Raw genomic sequence first — 22139 nt, forward strand, 5'->3', positions numbered from 1 at the left:
TTTTTTTTTGTTTTTTTCCACCCCCCCCCCCCCCCCCCCCCCCCCCCAACACCCCCCCCCCCCCCCCCCCCCCCCCCCCCCCCCCCCCCCCCGCCGCTACGAAGAGGCAGGGGCGGTGACGACGTTGAACTGCGTGAACTCGTGGAGGCCCCAGGGCCCGTTCTCCACGCCGAGACCGCTCCACTTGGAGCCGGCGAAGGGAAGGTCGGGACGCAGGCCGACGGCGTGTGCGTTGACCGAGGCCTGCCCGGCGTCGAGGCGCCGGGCCACTGCGGTGGCCTGCTCCACGTCGGTCCCCCAGACGGATGAAGTCAGGCCGTACTCCGAGTCGTTGGCCATGGACACGGCGTCGTCGACCTCCCGGTAGGGAAGTACAGGCAGGGCCGGTCCGAACTGCTCCTCGACCACGATCCGTGCGTCCACAGGGACGTCGGTGAGGATGGTGGGGGAGAAGAAGTAGCCGGGACGGTCGATCCGGGAACCGCCGGCCGCGGCCTTGGCGCCGTGGGCGAACGCGTCCCCGACGAGTTCCTCCACCCGCTGCAGTTGCGGCTCGTTGCTGATGGCGCCGAGCCGCACACCGGGCTTTGAACCGTCGTCCGGTTGCACCGAGGCGGCGATCCCCGCAAGGGCGTCCACCAGGCGGCGGTGGATGCTCTCGTGCACGTAGACTCGCTTGACGGCCACACAGATCTGACCGTTGTTACGGAACGCACTCCAGAACAACTGCTCGGCGATGGCCTCGGGGTCGGCGTCAGGAAGGACGATTGCCGGGTCGTTGCCGCCGAGTTCCAGGGTGACACGCTTGAGGTCGTCGGCTGCAGAGGCAGCGACCTTCTTGCCGGTGGCAGTGGAACCGGTGAAACTCACCTTCCGGACGAGCGGGTGTCCCGTGAGCTGGTTACCGAGCGGGTCGGGTCCGGTGACGACGGTGAGCACCCCGGCAGGGAGCACCTCCTGCAGCACCTCGCCCATGGCCAGCGTGGCCAGCGGGGTGAACGGGGAGGGCTTGAGGACCATGGTGTTTCCGGCACGCAGCGCCGGCGCAATTTTCCATGTGGCCAGCAAGAGCGGGAAGTTCCACGGGGTGATGGCGGCAACCACGCCGAGCGGACGGCGGGTCACCTCCACCCGCCGGTCTGCGCCCGGCGCCGGAACGTACTCCGGCTCGGTCTCCAGATCAGCGTAGTAGCGCAGCCACCGGGCTGAACCCTCCACCTCGGAAGCCGCGTCCGCCAGCGGCTTGCCCTGCTCGGCGGTGAGAGCTGCGGACAGCCGGTCCTTCGCCGCGAGCAAGGCGTCGGCGCCTGCACGCAGGGCCGCACGGCGGGCTCCATCGTCGCGGCTCCAGCTACCGAAGGCGCGGTGGGCGGCATGCATCACGGCATCGAGCTGCTCCGGAGAGCAGGCAGGAGCCGTCGCGAAGACCTCACCGGTCGCGGGATTGATCACGTCGAAGGTGCTCTGCGAGCGGTCAGCCATGCTCGATCGTCCTTTGTTCACCATGTGACAGGGAGCCCGGTGAGGCCGTTGATGGGGGCGTACGTCTTGTACGGGAGGTTCTCGGCCTCCGTGGCGAGATGCAGGTCGGGAATACGACGGAAGAGCGTCTCGAAGATGATGTCCAGCTCCAGGCGGGCGAGCGGCTGGCCCATGCACTGGTGGATCCCGAACCCGAACGCCAGGTGGTCACGCGGGGCCCGGTGGATGTCGAAGGTGTCGGGGTCCGAGTAGTGGGCGTCATCACGGTTGGCGGAGAAGTTGAGCGGGATGATGGCCTCGCCCTTGGGGATCACCTGACCGGCGATCTCGATGTCCTCCTTGGCGACCCGGACCACGATGAGGTGCACGATGGTGAGGAAGCGCAGCAGCTCCTCGATCGCTCCGGCGCGCAGTTCGGGCGTGGCCTTCATCTCGGCCAGTTGATCAGGGTGCTGGAGCAGGATGGCGGTGCCCAGCGCGGTCATGTTCGCGGTGGTCTCGTGGCCGGCGACCAGCAAGGTGACCCCGGAGTTGATCATGGCCTCGCGGGAGATCGTTCCCGCCTTGACGGCCTTGGCCATGTCGCCCAGCATGTCGTCGCCCGGCTCGTCCAGCGCCAGGCGCTCGTCGCTGAGCTTGGCGATGTACTGCATCATCTCGATGCGCGCCGCCGCCGACCTCTCCTCGGAATCCGGGATGTCGGGATTGCCGCGCGCCAGCAGGTCCTCGGAGGCCTTGTTGAAGAAGGATCGGTCTTCCGGGGGGACACCCAGCAGCCAGCTGAGCACGGTGGAAGGGATGGGAAGGGCGAAGTGTTCCACCAGGTCGACCGGGCGCTCCTGGCGCGCCAGCAGCCTGTCGATCGTCTCGTCGACGAGGTCCTGGATGCGCGGGCGCATCGCCTGCACCCGCTTCATGGCGAAGTGCTTGCCGAGCATCCGGCGGAAGACGGTGTGGTACGGCGGGTCCGAACGCAGGAAGGAGAGGTCCTTGCCGGGGGGCCGGGGTGCGCCGAGCAGTGAGTAGCCGGGGATCGACGCATCCGAACTCACACGGGGGTCGGCGAGCAGCTCACGGACGTCGTCATAGCGGGTGATCAGCCATCCCGGCTGGCCGTCCACCAGCTCGACACGGCGGATCGGGGCATTCTCGCGCAGCCAGCCGTAGGCGGCCGGCGGGTCGATGGCTGGGCGCGGCCAGGGGAACGGCTGCTGGAGTTCGGCAGCCTCGGCAGAGGCGGTGGGCGACGTCATCGGTTCCTCCGGATGGGGTGAGTCGAGAACGAGGGTGCAGGGAGCTCAGGCATCGAGCAGAGGACGGAAGTGCCGCATCCTGCGGGCGCTGTTCCAGCCGAGAAGGCCGACCGGCTTGCCGCCGCTGCGGTAGACGGCGACGAAACGGCCCTCTTCCGGGCTGCCCTCGGCGAGCTCGACGTCCTCGCCCTCCAGGAGCCCGTAGCCCTGGATCTTGATGTCGTACTGGTCGGTCCAGAAGTACGGGACAGGGCTGAACGGCTGCTCGGCGCCGAGCAGGTTGAGCGCTGCGGCCCTGCCCTGCTCGGTGGCGTTGGTGCGATGCTCGACCCGCAGTCGGCGGCCGTAGCCCGGGTGCTGCCACGCGGCGACGTCTCCCGCCGCGTAGATGTCGGGTGCTGCCTGGCAGTACTGGTCGCAGACCAGCGCGCCGCGGTCCAGCGTCAGGCCGGAGGAGGCGAGCCACTCGGTGGCCGGGACCGAGCCGATGGCGACCAGAACGCATTCGGCGGGCAGCACGGTGCCGTCGTCCAGTTCGACCCCGGTTACCCGGCCGGCTCCGCCGGTGAAACCGCGCACACCTGCCTCCATGCGCAGTGCGACGCCATTGGCCCGATGCGCCTGGGCGATCGATTCGCCGAAATTGCGGCCGAGCTGACGCATCAACGGGACTGGCTCGGGATCGACCAGGGTGACGTCGAGTCCCAACTTTCGGGCCGTGGCGGCGACTTCGGAACCGATGAGTCCCGCGCCGACGACGACGACCCGCGGGCCGGACTCGAACGCGGTCTGCAGCGCGCGGGCATCGGCACCAGTGCGCAGGACATGTATTCCCGCCAGGGCGGCACCGAACGGCAACTGGCGGGCGGACACGCCAGTGGCGATGATCGCACCGTCGAAGACCAGATGTCGTCCGTCATCCAGACCGACGACACGTCTCGTGGGGTCCAGGGACGTGGCTCGGCGGCCGCCGAGCCAGGTGACTCCCAGCTCGTCGATCTCCTGCGACGAGCGCAGTGCGATGCGCTCGATTCCCCACTGACCGGACAGCACCTGCTTGGACAGCGGTGGCCGGTCGTAGGGGAGTCCGGACTCCGCGGAGACCAGGGTGAGTTGGCCTGCGAAGCCCTCATGGCGGAGGGTTTCGCAGGCGCTGATTGCCGAAGCCCCGCCGCCGACGACGACTATGTGCTGCACGTGTATCTCCTCAGATGACGAGGACGGGCTTGATGGTCTCGCCGCTGGTGCTGTCCCGTTCGGCGTCGTTGATCGCGTCGAATGTGTAGTGGCGGATCATTCGCTCAAAGGGGAAGCGGCCCCGCTGCCAGTGCTCGATCAGCTGCGGGATGAAGGTTTGCGGCACTGCGTTGCCCTCCAGTAGGAAGGTGATGGTGCGGCCGGCGAGCATCGGGGGTGGCAGCTCGAATACCACTCCGGCGCCGGCAGCCAGGCCGAGTGCGCCCCGAGGGGCCAAGGCCTCGACGGCGGTGCGCATGACGGAGGGAACTCCGGTGGTGTCGAAGGCGTGGTCGAGGCCACCGCCTGTAATGCTCCGCAGCTGGGCGACAAGGTCCGGGTCGCTGCCGTCCAGTGCGTGGGTGGCGCCGAGCTCGAGGGAGAGTTCGCGACGCTTGGCGTGCAGGTCGACGGCTACGATCCGGGACGCCCCGGTGAGCCGGGCGGCCATCACGGCGGACAGACCGACGGCGCCTGCGCCGAAGACCGCCACCGAGTCTCCGGCGGTGACGCCCAAGCCGATCAGGATGCTGCCCGCGCCGGTCTGCACGCCGCAGCCGAGCGGGGCAAGAACGTCCAGCGGCAGCTCTGGGTCGACCTTGACCACACTGCGCTCGGTGGCCACGCAGTGATGGGCGAAGGAGGACTGGGCGAACCAGCGGGAGGTCAGCTCGGTGCCGTCCGTAGCGATTGCTCCGGTGGAGCCGTCCACCCGCCGTCCGGTGAGATTACGCTCGCGGAACTCGTCACAGTAGGAGGGGGTACCTGCCAGGCACTGGCGACACCAGCCGCAGCTGTCGAAGCTCAGGACGACATGATCGCCGGCGCGGACCCGTGTGACCCCGGGGCCGGTGGACTCCACAACGCCAGCACCCTCGTGCCCGAGAATCGCGGGCAGTAGTTCGGCCCCGGCCGGGCGGGGGCGGCGGCCTCCGAGGTCGGTGTGGCACATACCGGCGGCGGTCACCCGGACCAGAACCTCGCCGGGTCCCGGCTCGGTGAGGTCGACGTCCTCCACGGTGAACGGGGCGCTGGTGGAGCGCAGGACCGCGGCTCGGGTCCTCATGCCTCATCCGCGGAGAAGATCGCGCGGGCGGGGCAGACTCTGATGGACTCGCGCACGCCCTCCAGGGCGGTGGTCGGCTTGTCGTCAAGAAGGACGACGATCCCGTCATCGTCCTGATCGAAGACGGAAGGGGCGAGCATGACGCACTGCCCCGATCCCACGCAACGTTCCGGCTCGATGGTGACCTGCATCCTGAGGCCCTTCCTCTTGATGTCCCTGGTGTGGGCATCTTTTTATATTTCAGACGAGTAACGTCCGTTATTGATCAACCTAGGTCCGGGGGCTTGCCCTGTCAAGGGTTCGGGCGGCACTTGGGCCCTTGACCCCGCGTGCCGGTGCGCTTAGCGTGCCGAAATATCAGACGAATGTCGTCAGTATTTCCGGGAGGTCATCTTGCCGATCCCGCTCGAGCCCGACGGGCTCGAACTCCAGTCCGTTGCTCGCGGCTTCCTGGCTGCACGAGGAGCCCGTGCAGAAGGGCGGGCGCTACTTGACAGTGAATCTCCCAATTCTCTGCCGAGCTTCTGGGCCGACCTCGCCGCCCTCGGCTGGCTGGGCGTCCACTTGCCGGAGAAGTGTGGAGGAGGCGGCGCCGGAATCACCGAACTGGTCGCTCTGATCGAAGAGTCGGGGAGCGCGGTGGCGCCTGGGCCGCACCTGCCCACCGTGCTCACTTCTGCCGTGATCGCCCGCCGCGGCAGTGAAGCACTGCAGGCGCAGCGGCTCCCCGGGCTGGCCGACGGCAGTGTTCGTGCTGCCTGCGGGCTCGGCGGCACACTGCGTCGTGCCGGGCGCGCCGTCACCGGATACGCCGGCGCGGTCCTGGGAGCCGGAGAGGCCGAACTCCTGTTGCTGTGCTGCGGATCTGACTTGGTGTTGGTCGAGGCGAAAGCCCCAGGAGTGCGGATCGAGATCCCGGCGAACATCGACCGCGGTCGGCGTGCCGCCCGTGTCTGGCTGGAAGGCGTCCCGCTCGTTGAGGACGGGCTGCTGAACGACGCCGTTCCGACCGCGCTCGCCCTGCAGCGCACCCTGCTCTCCGCCGATGCGGTCGGCGGGGCGCGGCAGTGCCTGGAGGACGCCGTCGCCTACGCGAAGACGCGCGAGCAATTCGGCCGCGCCATCGGCACCTTCCAGGCGATCAAGCACCACTGCACCGACATGCTGGTGGAGGCCGAACTCGCCGCCGCCGCCGTGTGGGACGCCGCTCGTGCAGCAGACAGCGATGCCGCAGACCCACGCCAGTTCGAACTGGCCGCAGCTGTCGCCGCAACACTGGCGGCCCCCGCCTACAGTCACAATGCGCGGCTCAACATCCAGGTGCACGGAGGGATCGGCTTCACCTGGGAACACGACGCCCATCTGCTGCTGCGCCGCGCCACCGCCATTGAGGCCCTACTGTCCCCTGCTGACGCCGCCGTGGACACTGTGCGCCTGGCTGAGGCGGGGGTGTGTCGTGAGCAGAAACTAGCCCTGCCCCCGGAAGTAGAGGCACGCCGAGCGGAGGTTCGAGCCGTCGCCCGGGAGATCGCAATGCTGCAGGGCGGGCAGCGGGTCAAGGCCCTCGTCGAGCGCGGTTATGCGATGCCGCACTGGCCACGGCCCTGGGGCCAAGGCGCTTCAGCTGGGCTGCAGTTGCTGATCGACCAGGAGTTCGCCGAGGCCGGTCTCGCTGCGCCGGTCTACGGCATCACGGGATGGGTCCTGGCGACCGTGTTGCAGCACGGAACTGAAGAGCAGGTGCGATGCTGGCTGCCGCCGGGGCTGATGCAGGAGTCGACCTGGTGCCAGTTGTTCAGTGAGCCCGATGCCGGCTCGGACGCGGCGGCCGTGACCACCCGTGCGGTTCGGGCCACCGACGGCAGAGACGGATGGATCGTCAACGGGCAGAAGGTGTGGACCAGCGGCGCTCATCGGGCCACCAGTGGGCTGGCCACCGTGCGAACCGACCCGTCGGCGTCCAAGCATGCCGGTCTCACCATGATGGCCATCGACATGCACGCTCCCGGCGTGGAGGTCCGGCCGCTCAAGCAGATCACCGGTGACGCCCGGTTCAATCAGGGGTTCAACGAGGTCTTCCTCAGTGATGTCTTCGTCCCGGACGAAGATGTCGTCGGTCCGGTCGGCGGCGGCTGGATGGTGGCCCGCTCCACGCTCGGTAATGAGCGGCTGAGCATCGGCGGCGGTCAGGTTGGGGTCATGCCGATTGAGGCGGAGATGCTGGCCTCCTACAAGTCTGTCGGCCGCCCCGTTCACCTAACACCCCGACTGGGGACGTTGCTGGCCCGCAGCCAGGCCGCCGACCTGCTCAATCTGCGCCGCGCGGAGCGAGCGGTGACCGGTGCCGAGCCCGGACCGGAAGGCAACGTCACCAAGTTCCTGCGTGCCGAGCGACATCAAGAGGCAGCCGAGATCCAACTCGCGCTGCTCGGAGAGGAGCTGATGCTGGCGGAGGAAGGGACCGAGGGAGCACTGCAGGCCGAGCGGCTGCTGGATTGCCGCTGCCGGTCCATCGCCGGTGGTACCTCGGAGATCACCCGCAACCAGATCGCCGAGCGCATTCTGGGCCTGCCCAGGGACCCACTGCTGCGATAACAGCGCATGGTGAGAAGACGACGCGATGGCGCATGGCGAGCGACATCCGGCTGGGCATGAGGAACTGCCCGGCCGCAATCTCTCTAAGGCGTCCTTCGGCGGAGCCGTCGCCGCAGGACGCCGCCCGCCCTCTCTCGGATCGACGTTTCAGCGGAGGCCAGCATGAGAATCGGCATGTCCCTGAGTTACAGCGGCGGTTTCAAGGAGACCGTCACGGCCCTCGGCGACTATGAGAAGGCCGGGCTGGACATGGTCTTCGTCCCCGAGGCCTATTCCTTCGACGCAGTCAGCCAGCTCGGATACATCGCAGCCCGGACCGAACGCTTGGAAATCGCCTCAGGCATCCTCCAGATCTACACCCGCACGCCCACCCTCACCGCGATGACCGCAGCCGGCCTGGACTATGTCTCCAACGGCCGGTTCACGCTCGGAATCGGCGCCTCCGGACCCCAGGTGGTGGAAGGCTTTCACGGACTGCCCTACACGGCCCCTTTGGGCCGAACGCGGGAGATCGTCGACATCTGCCGGTCGGTCTGGCGCCGGGAGGCGGTCGTGCACGAAGGCCGTCATTACAACATCCCGTTGCCGCCCGAGAGAGGCACGGGACTGGGCAAGTCGCTCAAGCTCATCAATCACCCGCTGCGCGAGCGCATCCCGATCGTGCTCGCGGCGATCGGACCGAAGAATGTGGCGCTGGCCGCCGAGATCGCAGAGGGCTGGCTGCCCATCTTCTTCCATCCCGAGAAGGCGGGCGACGTGTGGGGCACGGCTTTGACAGAGGGTTCGGCCAGGCGCGACCCCTCAATGGGGCAGCTGGACGTTGTCGTCTCGGCGCCGCTGGCCATCGGTGAGGACGTCGATGATCTGATCGACCTGGCGCGGCCCCAGCTCGCGCTCTACATCGGCGGCATGGGTGCACGCGAACGCAACTTCTACAACGACCTCGCGCGCCGCTACGGCTACGAGGCTGAGGCGGCGAAGATCCAGTCCCTCTACCTGGCCGGACGTAAGGCGGAAGCCGCTGCCGAGGTGCCTGCCGAACTGCTGCGGGCGACTTCATTGGTCGGCCCCGCCGCCTATGTCGCCGAACGCGTCGGGGCATACCGTGCCGCCGGGGCCACCACCCTCAAGGTTGCTCCTGTGGCGCCCGATCCCGGCCGACGACTGATCGACCTCGAGCTGCTGAAGGGGATGATCTAGGCCATTGAGGATCTCAGGGGTGTTTGCGTCCTGAAGAGGGCTTGTTCAGTGCTCGTTCGGTCAATCGCTGGTCGAGGTCCTTGAGTACTTCGACGATGTGGGGAATGCGGTCGGGTTCGATGTCCGGCTGAAGATCGGTGAGCAGTTCCTCGACGCTCATCCGTCGGCGGAGTTCCTCGATCCGCGACGTCGTTGCCTCGGTCAGGCGCACGAGCGTGCGCCGTCCCTCCGAGGGGTCGCGTCGGGTCTCCAGGCGGCCCATCTCACGCAGGTCCGCGATGGCTGTGGACACATAGCCCTGGCTGAACCCTGTCCGAGCCGCGATCTCGCCGACCGAGGTATCGGGATTCTCGCGGATGTCCGACTGGATGGCGCGCTGGGCGCGGTTGAGCTTCGAGGGGGCACCCTCTCGCATCGCCTCACTCGCGAGGTCTTCCAGGTGCCGGCCAAGACGGTGCAGTTCGCCGAGGTTCACCCCGTCAGTGTATATTGAAATAAATGTATTGCTATCAATGTATTCTTGGGCTCGGGACGAGATGAGAAAGATGCTGCGGGCCGTGAACGGGCGACGGCGACACCGTCGCCTTGCTGTGTGGCGACGGCATCTGGCCGCCTCGGTCGCGAGTGCGCGAAAGGTCGCTGCCGGAGTCGTGAGCTGGCGTGAGGTCGAAATGGACGCCGTGCGCCTCCTCACCTCTGGCCTCAGCCTGGCGCTCCCGACCGGCCTGGCAGTCGCCTTCGACCGGCTCGACCTCGGCATGGCCGCAGGGCTCGGCGCCTTTCTGGGGAGCGGCAGTGGTCATCAGGGCACAGCAGGACAGCGTGTCAGGGACATCCTCAGCGCCCTGGTCGTGGGCGTGTGCGCGATCACTGTCGGGATGGTGTCCACAGCCCACCACTTGGCTCCGTCCCTCGTCACCGTGGGTTTCGCTTTCGTCGCTGCCTTGCTCGGCGGCATCCGGGCGAGCGCGGCCAAGACTGCGATCCAGGCCGTCGTCTTCATGATCCTCGGGGCGAATCTGGCCGCTGTGCCCCTGTCGACCGCTGAGAAGTCTGCCTACTTCGCGCTGGGGGCGGCCGGGGCCGGTGCTGTGACGCTGGCCGGATATGCGCTCTACAGGCGTCTGGCGGCGGGCTCTGACAAGGCTCCCCGTGCAGCCGGCCCGAAGGCGGCTGCGCCGCAAGCGCTCGGTTCGGACGATCCGAAGCCTTCTCTCCGCGCTGACGTAGGACGCTGGCTCACGGGCTTGCGACACCTTACCGGCTGGGCTTACACGCTCCGCCTCACTGCGTGCATGGCCGCTGCCGAGATCGTTGCGCATCTGCGGCCTGGTCCGCACTCGGCGTGGCTTGCACTGACGGTCGCGCTCGTTGTCCAGCGAGACCATGGCTCTGCCCTGCTGCGCACCTGTGAGCGGGGGCTGGGCACCGCGCTCGGCGTCGTCCTGTCCATGCTGCTACTGGGGGCCCTGCCCGTCTGGGCGGCGGTCGCTTGCGTCGCAGTGATCGGTGCGACGCGCCCCTACCTCAAACTGGCCAACTACACCGCGTACGCCGTCATCATGACCCCCCTTGTCGTCATTCTTACGGGGCTCGGCACGCAGCCCTCACCGAGCCTGCTGCGCGAGCGCTTCATCGACACGCTCATCGCATGCGGCATTTCACTCGTCATCGGCTCCGCTGCCGGCAGGCTCCTGGACCGGACCTGAGGAACAGCTGGATCCGCGCCCTTTGCGATGCAGGGCGTGCTGAGGACTGTTCATCGGCGTGCCGCGCAGCAGCATTGAGGCGTTGTCGCGTGAGAAACCGGTGGCTCCTCTGACCTGCCCCGCAGGTCAGAGGAGCCACCGGTTCACAGGGTCGGGAAGTGCCGCGGCGCGGGCCCTAGACGTGCTGGGGCCACCATTTCTTGGACGCGGTGAGGAGCGACGGCGTTGCGATGCAGATGAGCTCGCGATAGCCGCTTGTCATCGTCCAGGTGCCTGTCCAGCCCCGGGGGACGGCGAATGCGTCCCCCGCTCGGTAGACGTGCTGCTGCCCGTCCACCGACGTCAGCAGCGCCCGACCATGCAGGACGTACACGTGCTCGTCGTAGGGCAGGTCGCTGAAGCTGACGGTGCCGTCGTCGGAGTCGTAGACCGCGCAGGTGAGTTCATCCCCGACGAACCAGGCAACATTGCGGTGCGACTTCATCGGACGGGGGAGCATCTCGGCGGGCCACAGGGGAAGCGGTGGCAGGTTCGAACCCTGCTGGTGGTCCCGCCGTAGCGCCACTGGCTGGAGTGCAGTGTCAGTCATCGGAACGTCCCCTGGTGTTCGGTGATGTAGTCCCGCAGCGTTTCCTGCGGGCGTCCGAGCAGCTCCGTGATCGCCGGATCGTGCGGCACGTCGTCGTAGGTTCCGCGCTCGCACCGCAGGTAGGTCCGCATCGTGTCGAACGCCTCGCCCATCGACGCCCGAAGCGCACGGTCGTGATCGACATACGGCACCGTCTCGCCCAGCACGTCGGAGAAGAGTGCGGCGACGTCGGCGTAAGAGTGGCGCTCGGGTGAGGTCAGCAGGAGCTCTCGTCCGATGTGATCAGGCACGGGATCGGAGAGCACGCGCGCGAACGCTGCGGCGATGTCCCGCTCCGAGACCCACATTCGCGCGGAGTCCGTGTCGGCCGGCATCGATATGCGGCGTCGCGGCTTTACGTCGCTCGCCACGAAGAGGGCGAGGTTGAACATGATCCAGGCGGGGACGTTGACGTACGTGACCGGCAGGCCGCTGGCATCCAGATGATGTTTCGCGACCACGTGCAGCCCGGCTCCACAGCGGGTGCGGACGTACGCTGGTGGTGCCTGGTCGAGCGTGAACCCCGGCGGCATCCCGAGCATGCGGACGACCTGTTCAACGGTGCCGGCCTTCCGTGCGGCGTTGATGATGTTCGGTGTCACGACGTTCTCGTCGGTCACCATGTCCGGGGGCACGACAAGCAGTCGGCTGACCCCATCCAGGGCAGCGACGACGCTCTCCTCGACGTTCCAGTCGCACACCACGGCCTCTGCCTGGGGGAACCGCTTCGCCAGCCGGGAGAGGCCCGCCTCTCTGCTGGTCGACACCCGGAGTGCATCAGGGGCCGACTCGTGCAAGAGCGCCGCGGTGAGCCCTCCCAGGTTTCCGGTGGCACCGAAGATGAGGGTCTTGCCCACTCTGTCTCCTCGCTTGTCTTCTACTCGGCACGGCGACCACGACCGGCTCGACGCGCCTGCTTGTCGGCGAATGCATATGGCGTCGGTGGGGCGTCCCCTGGGCGATCCCCGGTCAGGGCGCGTGGGCTTGCTTTGCCGGCCTGCCGTGCCCGCGTAGGGTCACGAATCGGGCGACTGGGGGTCGCCCCGGCTGTCGACGGCCCTGTGTCTCGGTGCTGCAAACCCTGCCGGATCCTCGGGGGCCGGTCGCTTCCTACCCGGGCCCGAGGTTCCGCAGGGCGTCTGTTCCACGGCCGGGCATGCACCGCAATCTCGTACATCCGGATCAATGATGCGCGGCGCCCCTGAGCCGCGGGGGCGGCTCTGCCCAACGACTGAGACTTGGTGTTCAGTGCACGCGATGGGGCGTCAGTCCGTGATGGCGGTCATGTCCGCCTCGACCAGAGCGCCGGGGGTGGAGAAACCGACGACACCGATCAGAGTCATGGCGGTGGTGCTTCCGCCGGCCTCGGCCGTCGCCTTGGCCAGACCGCCGTAGAGGTTCTCGAGGTTCGCCTGGGTCGGGTCGACGACGTACACCATCAGCCGCACCACGTCCCTCGGCGTGGCGCCCGGCGCGGCGATGGCCGCGTAGGCGTTCTTCACCGTGTGGTAGCCCTGCGTCTCGTAGTCCCCTTCGCCGAGCAGCTTCTCGTCGACATCGATGGCTATCTACCCCGAGATGTAGACCTGCTTGCTGCCGGTCGCGACGATCACCTGTGCGTGTTCGTGCGGTGGCGCGATCGTGTCCGGGTTGATCTTCTGAATCGTCATGCTCAGATGCTGGCGGACCCCACGGTGCCGGGCGGGCTTCTCAAGAGGCAGGACGCCCGGTTGGGGGATCTGCGGGCTCGGAATCCCCCATCACCCCACCGGGAGTCCCGCGTCACGAACCGCTCCACCGGATGTGTCCTCCCGCCGGTGCCACCGTCACGGCGCCGATCGGGCACACCGCGATCGTCGATCAGCCGACAGGGCCTTCGTGGATGATCAGGAGATCGTCCACCGAGGTGACGGCCGGTTCGACGAACTCCAGGAACATCGAGAAGAAGTCGTGGGGGCGATGGCACCCTCCGGAGCGTGCACGCCGGGCTCGATGATGCGGCCCTGACGCAACAGCTCGAGTCCCACCGACAGCGCCGCGCCGGTGCCGCCGCCCATCTTGCCCGGTGGCATCGATGCCGGCTCGACCGAGATCGCGAGCGGCTGCCCGTCGCGCTCCCCGCGAGCCAGGGCCCAGACCTGGGCGAGCGGGTCGCGCGTCCGTGGCGCACCGGCCGGGGGACTGGGCATGTCCTCAAGGCGGCCGGCCCCCTCGGCCAGGGTCACCCGGCCGGCGTCGGATTCGGCCGCGACCCTGCTCGGTCATCCGCTGGAGCCCGACAAGAGCGACAGACGTCGCCGGGCTTCGGCCCTGTGCCGTGCAACGTCGTCGACGGCCTCCGGCTCAACACCGCGCTCGGCTACCTGTCCTCATCAGATCGGTCGGACGCACCCTGGCGACCTGGAGATCCTGCAGTCACTCGTCCCGATGGCGGGACTCGTGGGCGGCATGGTGACGGTGCCCGGCGCGCCCCTGGCCTTCCTTGCCTCGGTGCAGTCACCCGGCTTGACCGGCCGGCTGTTCCTCCGCTCGGCTGACTCTTTGGCGCCTCCACGCCTCGAATACGGATATCTCGACGGAAGCCAGGGGCGGACGGGGTGGACGACGACCGGGCGCTGGTCGAGTGGATCAGCCGTAACATCGGCAGGGCTCAGCACCCATGCGGCACGGCGCCGATGCGACCGGACCCTGCTGATGCGGGGTGGACCAGTACGGGAGAGTTCATGGCGTGCGCGCGCTCCGAGTCGCGGACACCTCCGTCCTGCCCACGGCCCCACTGCGCGGCCCCGCGGCAACGGCCGTACTCATCGGAGAGATGATCGCCCACGCGATCCGTCATGAACTGCCCTGACAGCTCGGGCGGTCGGAGATCTGGTGGGTACCTGCTCTCCGACCATGAGGCGGGCAAAGAGCTCAGGAAAGTGGAACGTCATCCAGTCCCAGCATCTCCAGAGCATTTCCGCGCACGATCCGGTGGATCTCCTCGTCAGTGAGGTCATGCGTGACCTTCTCCAGGTACGCAAGGGAGTGCGGCCAGGTGGAGTCCTGGTGCGGGTAGTCGATCTCGAACGTGATGCTGTCGAGGCCCACCTCGTCTCGCACGCGTACGCCGAAGTCGTCCTCGAAGAAGCAGCCGAAGACGCGGCCCGGGAAGTAGGTGCTGGGCGGCTCGGTGATGGCCGGGTCGAGTTCCGCCCATGCGTAGCTTTTGCGGAACACGTTGTCGACGCGTTCCAGTAGGAAGGGCATCCAGCCGATCTGACTTTCCGAGTACGCGATCTTCAGGCGCGAGAAGCGGGCCAGGACGCCCGACAGGAGCCAGTCCGCCATCGACAGTTGCGCGTTGTGCGTGGTGAGCGCGAACCGTACGCCGGGCGGCGCGTCCGGCGAGGACGTCGGCATCTTGGAGCCGGAGCCGATGTGCATGCATACGACGGTGCCGGTCTCGTCGCAGGCTTCGAAGAACGGGTCCCAGTAACGGGACTTGTCGTGGATCGACGGCAGCCCCAGATTGACCGGGAGTTCGCTGAAGGTCACCGCGCGGCAGCCGCGCGCGGCGTTGCGCCGCACCTCGGCCGCGGCGGCCCTCGGGTCCCAGAGCGGGATGATGCACAGCGGGATGAGCCGGCCGCCGGAGTCGCCGCACCACTCCTCGATCATCCAGTCGTTGTAGGCCTTCACACAAGCGATCCCGAGGTCCTTGTCCTTGCCTTCATAGAACCGCTGGCCGCAAAAGCGCGGGAACGTGGGGAAACACAGGGACCGTTCGGTGTGGTTGAGGTCCATGTCGGCGAGGCGAGCCTTGGGGTCGTAGCAGCCGGGGCGCATTGCGTCGAAGCCGATGGGCTCGAAGGTGTATTTGTCCTCGGAGTAGCCGGCGCAGGCCATCACCATAGGGATGGGGTAACCCTCGTCCTCGTACACCCACCAGTCGACCTCGCGGCCTCCGGCGGATGGTGCAGAGGGGCGAGTGATGAGGAAGGCGCCGTCCTTCTGCATCATCTCGAACCCGCCGCGTTCCACACGCGGACCCTGAGCCCGGTATCGCTTGGGGAGCCAGCGCTGCCAGACGTGGGGAGGCTCGACGACGTGGTCGTCCACCGACACGATGCGTGGGATCCGCTGCTTGTCTCGTACGGCTGCAGTGTCCGTCATGCGCGTGCCTCCACGGTGTCCGTGTCCTGTCCGGAGCGAAGGATGTGTCCCGGCAGGGCGCCGGTTGCCTTGTTGCCCTCGACGATGGGAGTGCCGTTGACGATGACGTGGTGCATGCCAGTGGGGTCGGAGGTGAGGCGCCAGCCGCCGGCGGGGAGGTCGGCGCGGGCCGTGACGTCGCCCGGGCCCACCTCGTGGCGGTCGAAGACGATCAGGTCGGCGTGGCCGCCGACCGTGATGTGGCCCCGGTCGCGCAGCCCGTACAGGCGGGCCGGTTCGGCCGTGAGGTGGTGGATCGCCTGCTCCAGACTGATCAGGCCGCGGTCGCGTACGGCTTCCTCGAGGAAGGCTGTCTGGCAGGCGAACGTGTCGATCATGTCGAGGTGGGCGCCGGCGTCCGAGCCGCCGAGCACCACGCGGTCGTCGCCGCAGAGCCGGACCCGCTCGGCCCAGGAGGCGTCGTCGCCGCCGAGTGCGGGAGGCATCAGGCCGAGCTTCAGGTCGTCTTCGCAGGCCAGGTCGAGGAGGGTATCGAAGGGGTCCTTGCCCTGTTCGGCGGCGATGTCCCCGACGCGGCGGCCCACGAAGGGCTGGAGCTTCTCGGCGGCGGCGTCGGCGACCACAGTGTCGGCCCAGTTCGCCCACGCACGCGGTGAACCGGCGGCACCGGCCCGCAGCTTGTCCCGTACGGCGGTGTCGCCAAGGGCCTCCAGGCGGGCCTTGGCGGGTAGGGCCATCACCTCGGACCAGCCCGGCAGAGTGTCGTACAGCATGCCTGCGAGGAGGCTCAGACGCAGGGTGGAGACCTGCGGGAGCATCAGGGCGACGACGCGGCCGCCGCGTTCGCGTGCGTAGTCGGAGGCGCCCAGCTTGTTGGCCCGGTACCCGGCCTCGGCCTCGCCGGGACGCACGCTCAGGAGGTTCCAGTTCAGTGGGCGGTTCGCGGCGGCCGACATGCGGGCCATCACGTCGTACGCCTCCATGTCGAACTCCATGTCGATGGAGGGGATCAACTCCAAAGTGGTGCCCGGGTGCCGGCCCACCTCACGGCTCAGCTCCACCAGCTCGTCCACTGCCGCCCAGCGCGAGGGGACCGGGACGCCCTCGTGGTCGCTGTGTGACTGGGAGCGGGTGGAGGAGAAGCCGAGGGCGCCGGAGGCGAGGCTCTCCCGCAGCAGGGCGGTCATCGCCGAGACCTCGTCCGGTGTGGCCTCGCGACGGATGGCGTCCTGCCCCATCACGAGCTGCCGGAGTGTGCTGTGGCCGACGAGGAAGCCGACGTTCAGCGCGACCTGGTTCTCCAGGCGCGCCAGGTACGCGGCGAACGTGTCCCAGTCGACGTGCAGCGCCTCGGTGAGCGACTCGATGGGCATGCCCTCGACCCGGGCGAGCATCGGCACGAGGTACGCGGCCGCCTCGGGGGTGACGGGCGCGAGGGTGAAGCCGCAGTTGCCGCCGATCGCCGTCGTCACGCCGTGGAGCGAGGAGGGGGTGAGCATCGGGTCCCAGGTGACCTGCGCGTCGTAGTGGGTGTGGATGTCGACGAATCCAGGGGCGACGACCGCGCCCGAGGCGTCGATCTCGCGGGCGGCCCGTTCGGTGACCTTGCCGACGGCCGTGACACGCCCGTCCTTCACGGCGACGTCGGCGGTGACTGAGGAAGTTCCGGTGCCGTCGACGACGGTGCCACCGCGGATGATCAGGTCCTGCATACGTCCTCCATGCTCAGGTGGATCAGCGGATGATCGGGATGAGGCCGTGCATGTCGATTTCGATCAGGGTCGGGCCTTCGTGCCGTAGCGCCTCGGCGAACGCCTCGTCGAAGGCGGCGGCGCTCGCGACCTTCACGCCGTGCGCGCCGAAGGAGGTGGCGAGGGCGGTGAAGTCGGGGGTGGAGAGGTCCACGTCGTGGAGCATCCCGTCCCCGCGCCGGCCCTCGATCGTGCGGAGCATCTGGTATCCCGAGTCGTTGAACAGGCAGATGACGAGGGGGAGCCGGTGCTGCACGGCCGTGGCCAGCTCGCCGACGCTCAGCATGAAGCCGCCGTCGCCCTGGAGGACGATCACCGGGGCGTCGCTCCCGAAGGCCGCGCCGATCGCCAGCGGAACGCCCGGCCCGATCCCGGCGGCTGTCGAGCGGATCGAGGTGCGCGCGTGGTGGATCGGCAGCAGGGTCTCGCCCCAGGCGTACGCAGGTACGGTCGCGTCCCGCACGACGACGCTCCGGCGCGGGCGGTGCCGTTCGATCGACGCGCAGATCGCCGCGTGGTCCGCGCCCACCCGATCGGTCACCAGGTCCTGCATCCGCTCGACGGTCCTGCGGCCCTCCTCCACATGCCGCTTGCGGTCGAGGGCCGTGTCCGTGTCGCAGGGCGGCAGGGCCGCGTGCAGGGCGTGCAGGCCTGCCGCCGCGTCGCCGACCAGAGCGGATTCCGCCGGATAGGAACGGCCGATCACCGTCGGGTCGGCGTCCAGATGCACTAGGCGCTCCGGCAGACGCAGGCGCCACTCGGCGGTTGGATACTGCTGGAAGCGCGTACCGACCGCCAGCATCACGTCGCAGGACGCGAGGTACGCCGGCACGTCACCGTCGATCCCGTTGGCACCCAGGCTCAACGGATCGTGTTCGCCGATAGCGCCCCGGCCCTCCCGGCTCATGATCACAGGGGCCCGCCAGCGGCGCGCAAAGGCGCGCAGTGCCTCTGGAGCACCCTCGGAGCGGACAACTCCGCCGCCCGCCCAGATCACCGGACGCCGTGCCCCGGTGAGAAGCTCCGCCGCGCGCTCGACCGCGTCGGCCGACGGCGTGCAGCGCGGGAGCGGCCGAGCGGCCTCCGCCGTCAGGGCTGCGAGGTCGACGATGGTCTCGTACGCCTCCTGCACGTCCGTCGGGATCTCGATCGCCACCGGACGCGGACGCCCGGTCAGCGCAGACCGGCCGAGCCGGATGACCGATGCCGCAAGCGAGTCCGCGTCCAGTGCCGTGAAGACTTCGCGGCACTGGGTGCGCAGCATGGCCGCCTGCTGCTCGGCCTCATGGACGTACGCCCGGCCCCGGCCGAGGTGGGCAGTGGGTACCTGACTGGTGATCAGCAGCACGGGGGAGGAAGCGTGATGGGCCTCATAGAGACCACCCATCGAGTTGGCCGTACCCGGCCCGGTGCTGGCGATAGCGACGCCGAGCCGGCCGGTCGTGCGGGCGTAGGCGTCGGCCGAGTGGACCACGCCCTGCTCGTGCCGGCCACCCACGACCCGGATTCTGCCGCGCTGGTGCACTGCCTTGAGGATGGACAGGGTATGGGCGCTGGGGATGGTGAAGACCGTGTCGACGCCCAGTGCCTCCAGGGCCAGCGCGACAGCTCCTCCGCCGTCGACCGTGTGCGTTGTCATGGGCAGTCGGCTCCCTCGTACGGGTCGGTGTGTGATCGGGTTGCAGGGGGTGGGTCAGTGGGCGCCGGACACGAGGCCGCCGCTCGCGGGGGTGTGTCCGTCACGCCGGGCGAGGCTGATCAGCAGGGCCAGCAGCGCGAAGGCTGCGGCGGTCAGGAACACGGTCCGGTAGCCCTCCCAGGTGAAGAGGAACGTCCCGGCCTTGCTGGTGCCGAGCGGGTGCTTGAGGAGGAGGGCAGTCAGGCCGGCCGTGGCGACGGAGCCGCCCAGGCTCTGGACCATGAAGTTCATCGAGCCGCTGATGCCCTGCCGGTCCGCGGGGACCGTCTCGACGATGATGTTCTGCGTGCCGGCCTGGAAGAAACCCGCCGCGGCGCCATCGACGAAAGACATCAGGCGGAACACCCATGCGTTGTCCGTCGTCGGCGCGACGAAGGCCACCATCAGACATGCGGTGAGCAGCAGCAACGCCCCCAGGACCAGCACCGCGCGGGGCCCGGAGCGCCGGGCCAGCCAGCCGCCCAGCAAGCCGCAGAGCATGGTGCCCAGGCCCATCGGCAGCCCGTGCCAGAGAGCGAGTTCGACCGCGCTGAGCCCGAACCCGTACTCCGCGCCGGGCCCGTGCGGCGTCATTAGCAGCTGGGGGAAGAGGAATCCGTATCCGGCCCACGCGACGGTCAGAGTGCCTGTGCTGGCGAGGGTGAGGAAGAAGGCTGGACGGGTGAGGATCGACGGGTCGATCAGCGGCGAGGCGATCTTCTTCTGGCTCAGGTAAAACGTGACGAGCAGGCCCACGGAGATCAGCAGGGCGGCGGCAAGCATGGGGCCCTTCATGGCCAGCGAGACCAGTAGCACCGAACAGCCGAGGACCAGCAGCAACGCGCCCTTGTAGTCCACCCGCTGCGGGCTGCGCACCGGGGACTCGGGCAGGAACGCGATCACTGCGAGCAGCAGCACACCCATGTACCCGAAGAGGAACCAGAACGTGGCGCGGAAGCCGTGGGCGTCGATCAGCCAGCCGCCGAGGAAGGTGGACAGGATCGCGCTGACCCCGGTGCTGGTGGCCAGGCAGCCGAGGCCGATCGGGACCAGGCGGGCCGGGAGCAGGTCGCGGATCAGGCCGTAGCCGAGTACGAAGAACGGCAGGGCGGACGCTTGGAGGGCACGGCCTGTCATGAAGACGGCGAACGACGGTGCCAGCGCGCACACCAGGGTGCCGGCGAGGAAGCAGGCCGCGCAGCGCACGAACATCTTCTTCTTGCCATGGATGTCGGCGAGCTTGCCGACCACTGGGACGACGGCGGCGCCGCCCAGGTACAGGATCGTCAGCGCCCAGGCGACCTGCTGGGTCTGGAACTCTGCAGCGATCTGTCCGACCGCCGGGTAGATGAACGTGAACTCGAATCCGACGACCTCGGTGGCGAGGATCAGCAGCCCAACGATCGAGAAGTAGTAGAGCTTCGACCGCTCCCCGGCCACGGCCGTGGTGGAGGAGGGATCGCTGCCGGTAAGGGCCTGTGTGCTGTCATCTCGCATAGCGCGGCTCCCTGGGGACAGTGGTGTCGTTGAACGCGGACGAGTGTGAATGGGGCAGGGCAAAGCTCATTCGAGAGACGGGACGGCTCGGGGCTTCGGCACGCCGTGGCGCGACAGGGATCGGGTCTAACAGCCGTTTGGTGCCGGCGGCAATGGGAGACGTAAGCGGCGGCCTCCGTTTTCCCGAATGGCGGGAAAACGGAGGCCGGCCCGACCAGAGGGCCCTGGGACCCCGCCTGCATGGCGTCCTCGCCGCCGTTAGCATGCGCAACGCCGCACAGCGGCTTGCGGCGGGGCGAGAAAGGCACTCGCAGGCACGACGGACGACGAAACCCCTGTGTCCCCGCGCACACGCTCGGGGCGTGGCCGAGGACTACGTGAACACCTGGAAGAACAGTCCGGCCCGAGCGCCCCTGCTACATCCAGTTATTCGATCGCGCCCACCGATTCATACTGTCCATCGGCACAGGAACCGTCGCAGGAGGTGCCTCCAGCGGCGTGAACCGGGCGGCACGGCCCAGCCCGTACAGCTCGCTCCAGATCGACCTGACGCACGACTGTAGGAGTGGAGCCAGCCGCTCTATGGTCCGGTGGCCGCCCCATGACGACAGAGAGACCGCAGCGATCGCCCGCCCCGCACCTCGCAGGGGAGCCGCTGCGGCCACCAGGCCCTGGCACGACCCCTCCCAGTCGAAAGCGACCCCCTCCTTTCGCACGAGGGCCAGCTCCGTACGGAAGAGGAAGGGGCGCGTCACTGTGTGGGGTGTAAGGGGCTGCAAGCCGGCTTCCAGGACTCGCTTCACGTCGGCCGGATCACCGAAACCGAGGAGGGCCTTGCCTGCGGCCGTGCAGTGGGCTGGGAGGCGGGCACCGATGTGGGTGGCCACCGAGTGGTCGTCGAGGGTGCCCACGCGGTCATGGCAGACCACGTCCATGCCGTCCAGGACATGGAGCTGCACCATCTTGCCCGTCGCCTCGTGGAGCCTGTCCAGCCTGGGCACGGCCGCGCGGAGAAGGCGGTTGTGCTGAGCGGCGCGCCCCCCGTGTTCCACGAGGCGGATGCCCAGGCGATAGTTCCGGCCTTCCCGGTCGAGCCAATGCAGCTGTACCAGCTGGTCGAGGATGCGGTGGGTGGACGAGCGGCTGAGGCCCGAGCGTCGGATCACCTCCGTGAGGGAGAGCTGCGGGTGCGCGCAGTCGAAGGCGGCGAGCACCCGCTCGGCCTTCTTCAGGAGGGACGACGCCGAGTCCGATGACGGGAACGTCCGGTCTCCGCCGGCTGGAGGCGCCGACCAGGTCCGGCCGCCTGCAACTGCCCCTTGATGCACAGTGAACCCCCTCTTCAGCACGATGCGTCCGTGGTACATCTCTGGTGCCCCAGTGCTGCATGTTTCATATCGGCTCACTCGTGAACGAAGCAGTCCGTAGGTGTGTTCCGACACAGATACTGCGCCCCTTGGCAGAGCTCGGGAGTGTGCTTCCTGCTCAGCGGGACAGGCTCTTCACCGCCGTATACCGCACGGCGTAAGTTGGTGCCATCCCGTGGATCAAGCACGCAAGGGGCCACTGCGGTGAGTGCACAGCACCCCACAACACTTGTCAGAGAGGGGACATGAGCGAAGACTCCAGCACCGCGGTCCTCGACGCGGTCCGCGACCTGACCCCCGCGCTGCGTGAACGCGCAATAGAGGCCGAGGCCCTGCGCAAGGTTCCCGAGAGCAGTATCGATAACCTTGCTGATGCTGGCTTCTTCCGCCTGCTCCAGCCGAAGCGGGGGGGGGGGGGGGGGGGGGGGGGGCCGCCCCCGCCGACCCGCTCCCGGCCCCGCGGCCGGCGAGGGCGCGTCGGAGGCCGGCGACGCGGCAAGGCCGCGCCAGGCGAAGCGCGAC

General features: G+C 68.5%; 19 protein-coding genes. 4 read left to right on the plus strand and 15 right to left on the minus strand.

Annotation, left to right across the window (positions count from 1 at the left end; all coding sequences use genetic code 11):
• Positions 1 to 96: 96 nt before the first annotated feature.
• Genes ACIBTU_RS20135 through ACIBTU_RS20155 form a run of 5 tightly spaced genes read right to left on the minus strand, consistent with a single transcriptional unit; the run spans position 97 to position 5228 of the window.
• A complete protein-coding gene (locus ACIBTU_RS20135) occupies positions 97 to 1482 on the minus strand; it encodes an aldehyde dehydrogenase family protein (protein ID WP_399127627.1) in 1386 nt (461 codons plus the stop codon).
• A 17-nt stretch (positions 1483 to 1499) separates the two neighbouring features.
• On the minus strand, positions 1500 to 2735 hold the full coding sequence (locus tag ACIBTU_RS20140) for a cytochrome P450 (RefSeq protein WP_399127628.1): 1236 nt from the start codon (positions 2733 to 2735) through the stop codon (positions 1500 to 1502).
• Positions 2736 to 2780: 45 nt separating this feature from the next.
• Complete coding sequence (locus tag ACIBTU_RS20145) at positions 2781 to 3932, minus strand: NAD(P)/FAD-dependent oxidoreductase (RefSeq protein WP_399127629.1); 1152 nt, start codon at positions 3930 to 3932, stop codon at positions 2781 to 2783.
• Between the two features lie 10 nt (positions 3933 to 3942).
• A complete protein-coding gene (locus tag ACIBTU_RS20150; protein ID WP_399127630.1) occupies positions 3943 to 5037 on the minus strand; it encodes an NAD(P)-dependent alcohol dehydrogenase in 1095 nt (364 codons plus the stop codon).
• Positions 5034 to 5228 carry a ferredoxin gene (locus ACIBTU_RS20155; RefSeq protein WP_399127631.1) on the minus strand — a complete coding sequence of 65 codons (195 nt, stop codon included), beginning with the start codon at positions 5226 to 5228 and terminating at the stop codon, positions 5034 to 5036. The genes ACIBTU_RS20150 and ACIBTU_RS20155 overlap by 4 nt, the downstream gene beginning before the upstream one ends.
• Positions 5229 to 5430: 202 nt before the next feature.
• On the opposite strand from ACIBTU_RS20155, the gene ACIBTU_RS20160 reads away from it, so the two are divergent.
• Both ACIBTU_RS20160 and ACIBTU_RS20165 read left to right on the plus strand, forming a co-directional pair.
• Positions 5431 to 7632, plus strand: a complete 2202-nt coding sequence (locus ACIBTU_RS20160) for an acyl-CoA dehydrogenase (RefSeq protein ID WP_399127632.1) — start codon at positions 5431 to 5433, stop codon at positions 7630 to 7632.
• Between the two features lie 162 nt (positions 7633 to 7794).
• Positions 7795 to 8832, plus strand: a complete 1038-nt coding sequence (locus ACIBTU_RS20165) for an LLM class F420-dependent oxidoreductase (RefSeq protein WP_399127633.1) — start codon at positions 7795 to 7797, stop codon at positions 8830 to 8832.
• A 13-nt stretch (positions 8833 to 8845) separates the two neighbouring features.
• Here the strand turns inward: ACIBTU_RS20165 and ACIBTU_RS20170 are convergent, their stop codons facing one another.
• Positions 8846 to 9307 (minus strand): MarR family winged helix-turn-helix transcriptional regulator, encoded by a 462-nt coding sequence (locus ACIBTU_RS20170; protein ID WP_399127634.1) that lies wholly within the window; start codon positions 9305 to 9307, stop codon positions 8846 to 8848.
• A gap of 175 nt (positions 9308 to 9482) precedes the next feature.
• Between ACIBTU_RS20170 and ACIBTU_RS20175 the strand changes: the two genes are divergently transcribed.
• Positions 9483 to 10541: an FUSC family protein gene (locus ACIBTU_RS20175; RefSeq protein WP_399127635.1), complete on the plus strand. Its 1059-nt coding sequence runs from the start codon at positions 9483 to 9485 to the stop codon at positions 10539 to 10541.
• Positions 10542 to 10716: 175 nt separating this feature from the next.
• Here ACIBTU_RS20175 and ACIBTU_RS20180 read toward each other — a convergent pair whose 3' ends face one another.
• The 4 genes from ACIBTU_RS20180 to ACIBTU_RS20195 form a co-directional block, all read right to left on the minus strand.
• Positions 10717 to 11130, minus strand: coding sequence for a cupin domain-containing protein (locus tag ACIBTU_RS20180; RefSeq protein ID WP_399127636.1), 414 nt, complete (start codon positions 11128 to 11130; stop codon positions 10717 to 10719).
• A complete protein-coding gene (locus ACIBTU_RS20185; RefSeq protein WP_399127637.1) occupies positions 11127 to 12026 on the minus strand; it encodes an NmrA family NAD(P)-binding protein in 900 nt (299 codons plus the stop codon). Before ACIBTU_RS20185 ends, ACIBTU_RS20180 begins: the two co-directional genes overlap by 4 nt.
• 408 nt (positions 12027 to 12434) lie before the next feature.
• Entirely contained in the window at positions 12435 to 12737 is a 303-nt protein-coding gene (locus tag ACIBTU_RS20190) for a Rid family hydrolase (protein WP_399127725.1), read from the minus strand.
• Positions 12738 to 13055: 318 nt separating this feature from the next.
• Positions 13056 to 13358 (minus strand): hypothetical protein, encoded by a 303-nt coding sequence (locus ACIBTU_RS20195; RefSeq protein ID WP_399127638.1) that lies wholly within the window; start codon positions 13356 to 13358, stop codon positions 13056 to 13058.
• Between the two features lie 539 nt (positions 13359 to 13897).
• Here ACIBTU_RS20195 and ACIBTU_RS20200 point away from each other — a divergent pair.
• On the plus strand, positions 13898 to 14020 hold the full coding sequence (locus tag ACIBTU_RS20200; protein WP_399127639.1) for a hypothetical protein: 123 nt from the start codon (positions 13898 to 13900) through the stop codon (positions 14018 to 14020).
• 62 nt (positions 14021 to 14082) lie between these two features.
• On the opposite strand, the gene ACIBTU_RS20205 is transcribed toward ACIBTU_RS20200, so the two are convergent.
• From ACIBTU_RS20205 to ACIBTU_RS20225, 5 genes are all read right to left on the minus strand, one after another.
• The gene (locus tag ACIBTU_RS20205; RefSeq protein WP_399127640.1) at positions 14083 to 15324 is read right to left on the minus strand and encodes an amidohydrolase family protein; all 1242 of its coding nucleotides are present in this window, start codon (positions 15322 to 15324) and stop codon (positions 14083 to 14085) included.
• Positions 15321 to 17036: an amidohydrolase family protein gene (locus ACIBTU_RS20210; RefSeq protein WP_399127641.1), complete on the minus strand. Its 1716-nt coding sequence runs from the start codon at positions 17034 to 17036 to the stop codon at positions 15321 to 15323. The genes ACIBTU_RS20205 and ACIBTU_RS20210 overlap by 4 nt, the downstream gene beginning before the upstream one ends.
• 22 nt (positions 17037 to 17058) lie before the next feature.
• Positions 17059 to 18714, minus strand: coding sequence for a thiamine pyrophosphate-binding protein (locus ACIBTU_RS20215; RefSeq protein ID WP_399127642.1), 1656 nt, complete (start codon positions 18712 to 18714; stop codon positions 17059 to 17061).
• A gap of 54 nt (positions 18715 to 18768) precedes the next feature.
• Positions 18769 to 20250: an MFS transporter gene (locus ACIBTU_RS20220; protein WP_399127643.1), complete on the minus strand. Its 1482-nt coding sequence runs from the start codon at positions 20248 to 20250 to the stop codon at positions 18769 to 18771.
• A 416-nt stretch (positions 20251 to 20666) separates the two neighbouring features.
• Positions 20667 to 21599 (minus strand): IclR family transcriptional regulator, encoded by a 933-nt coding sequence (locus ACIBTU_RS20225; RefSeq protein WP_399127726.1) that lies wholly within the window; start codon positions 21597 to 21599, stop codon positions 20667 to 20669.
• Positions 21600 to 22139: the final 540 nt, after the last annotated feature.

This window comes from Streptomyces sp. NPDC050145 (assembly GCF_044460245.1).
Taxonomy (GTDB): Bacteria; Actinomycetota; Actinomycetes; order Streptomycetales; family Streptomycetaceae; genus Streptomyces.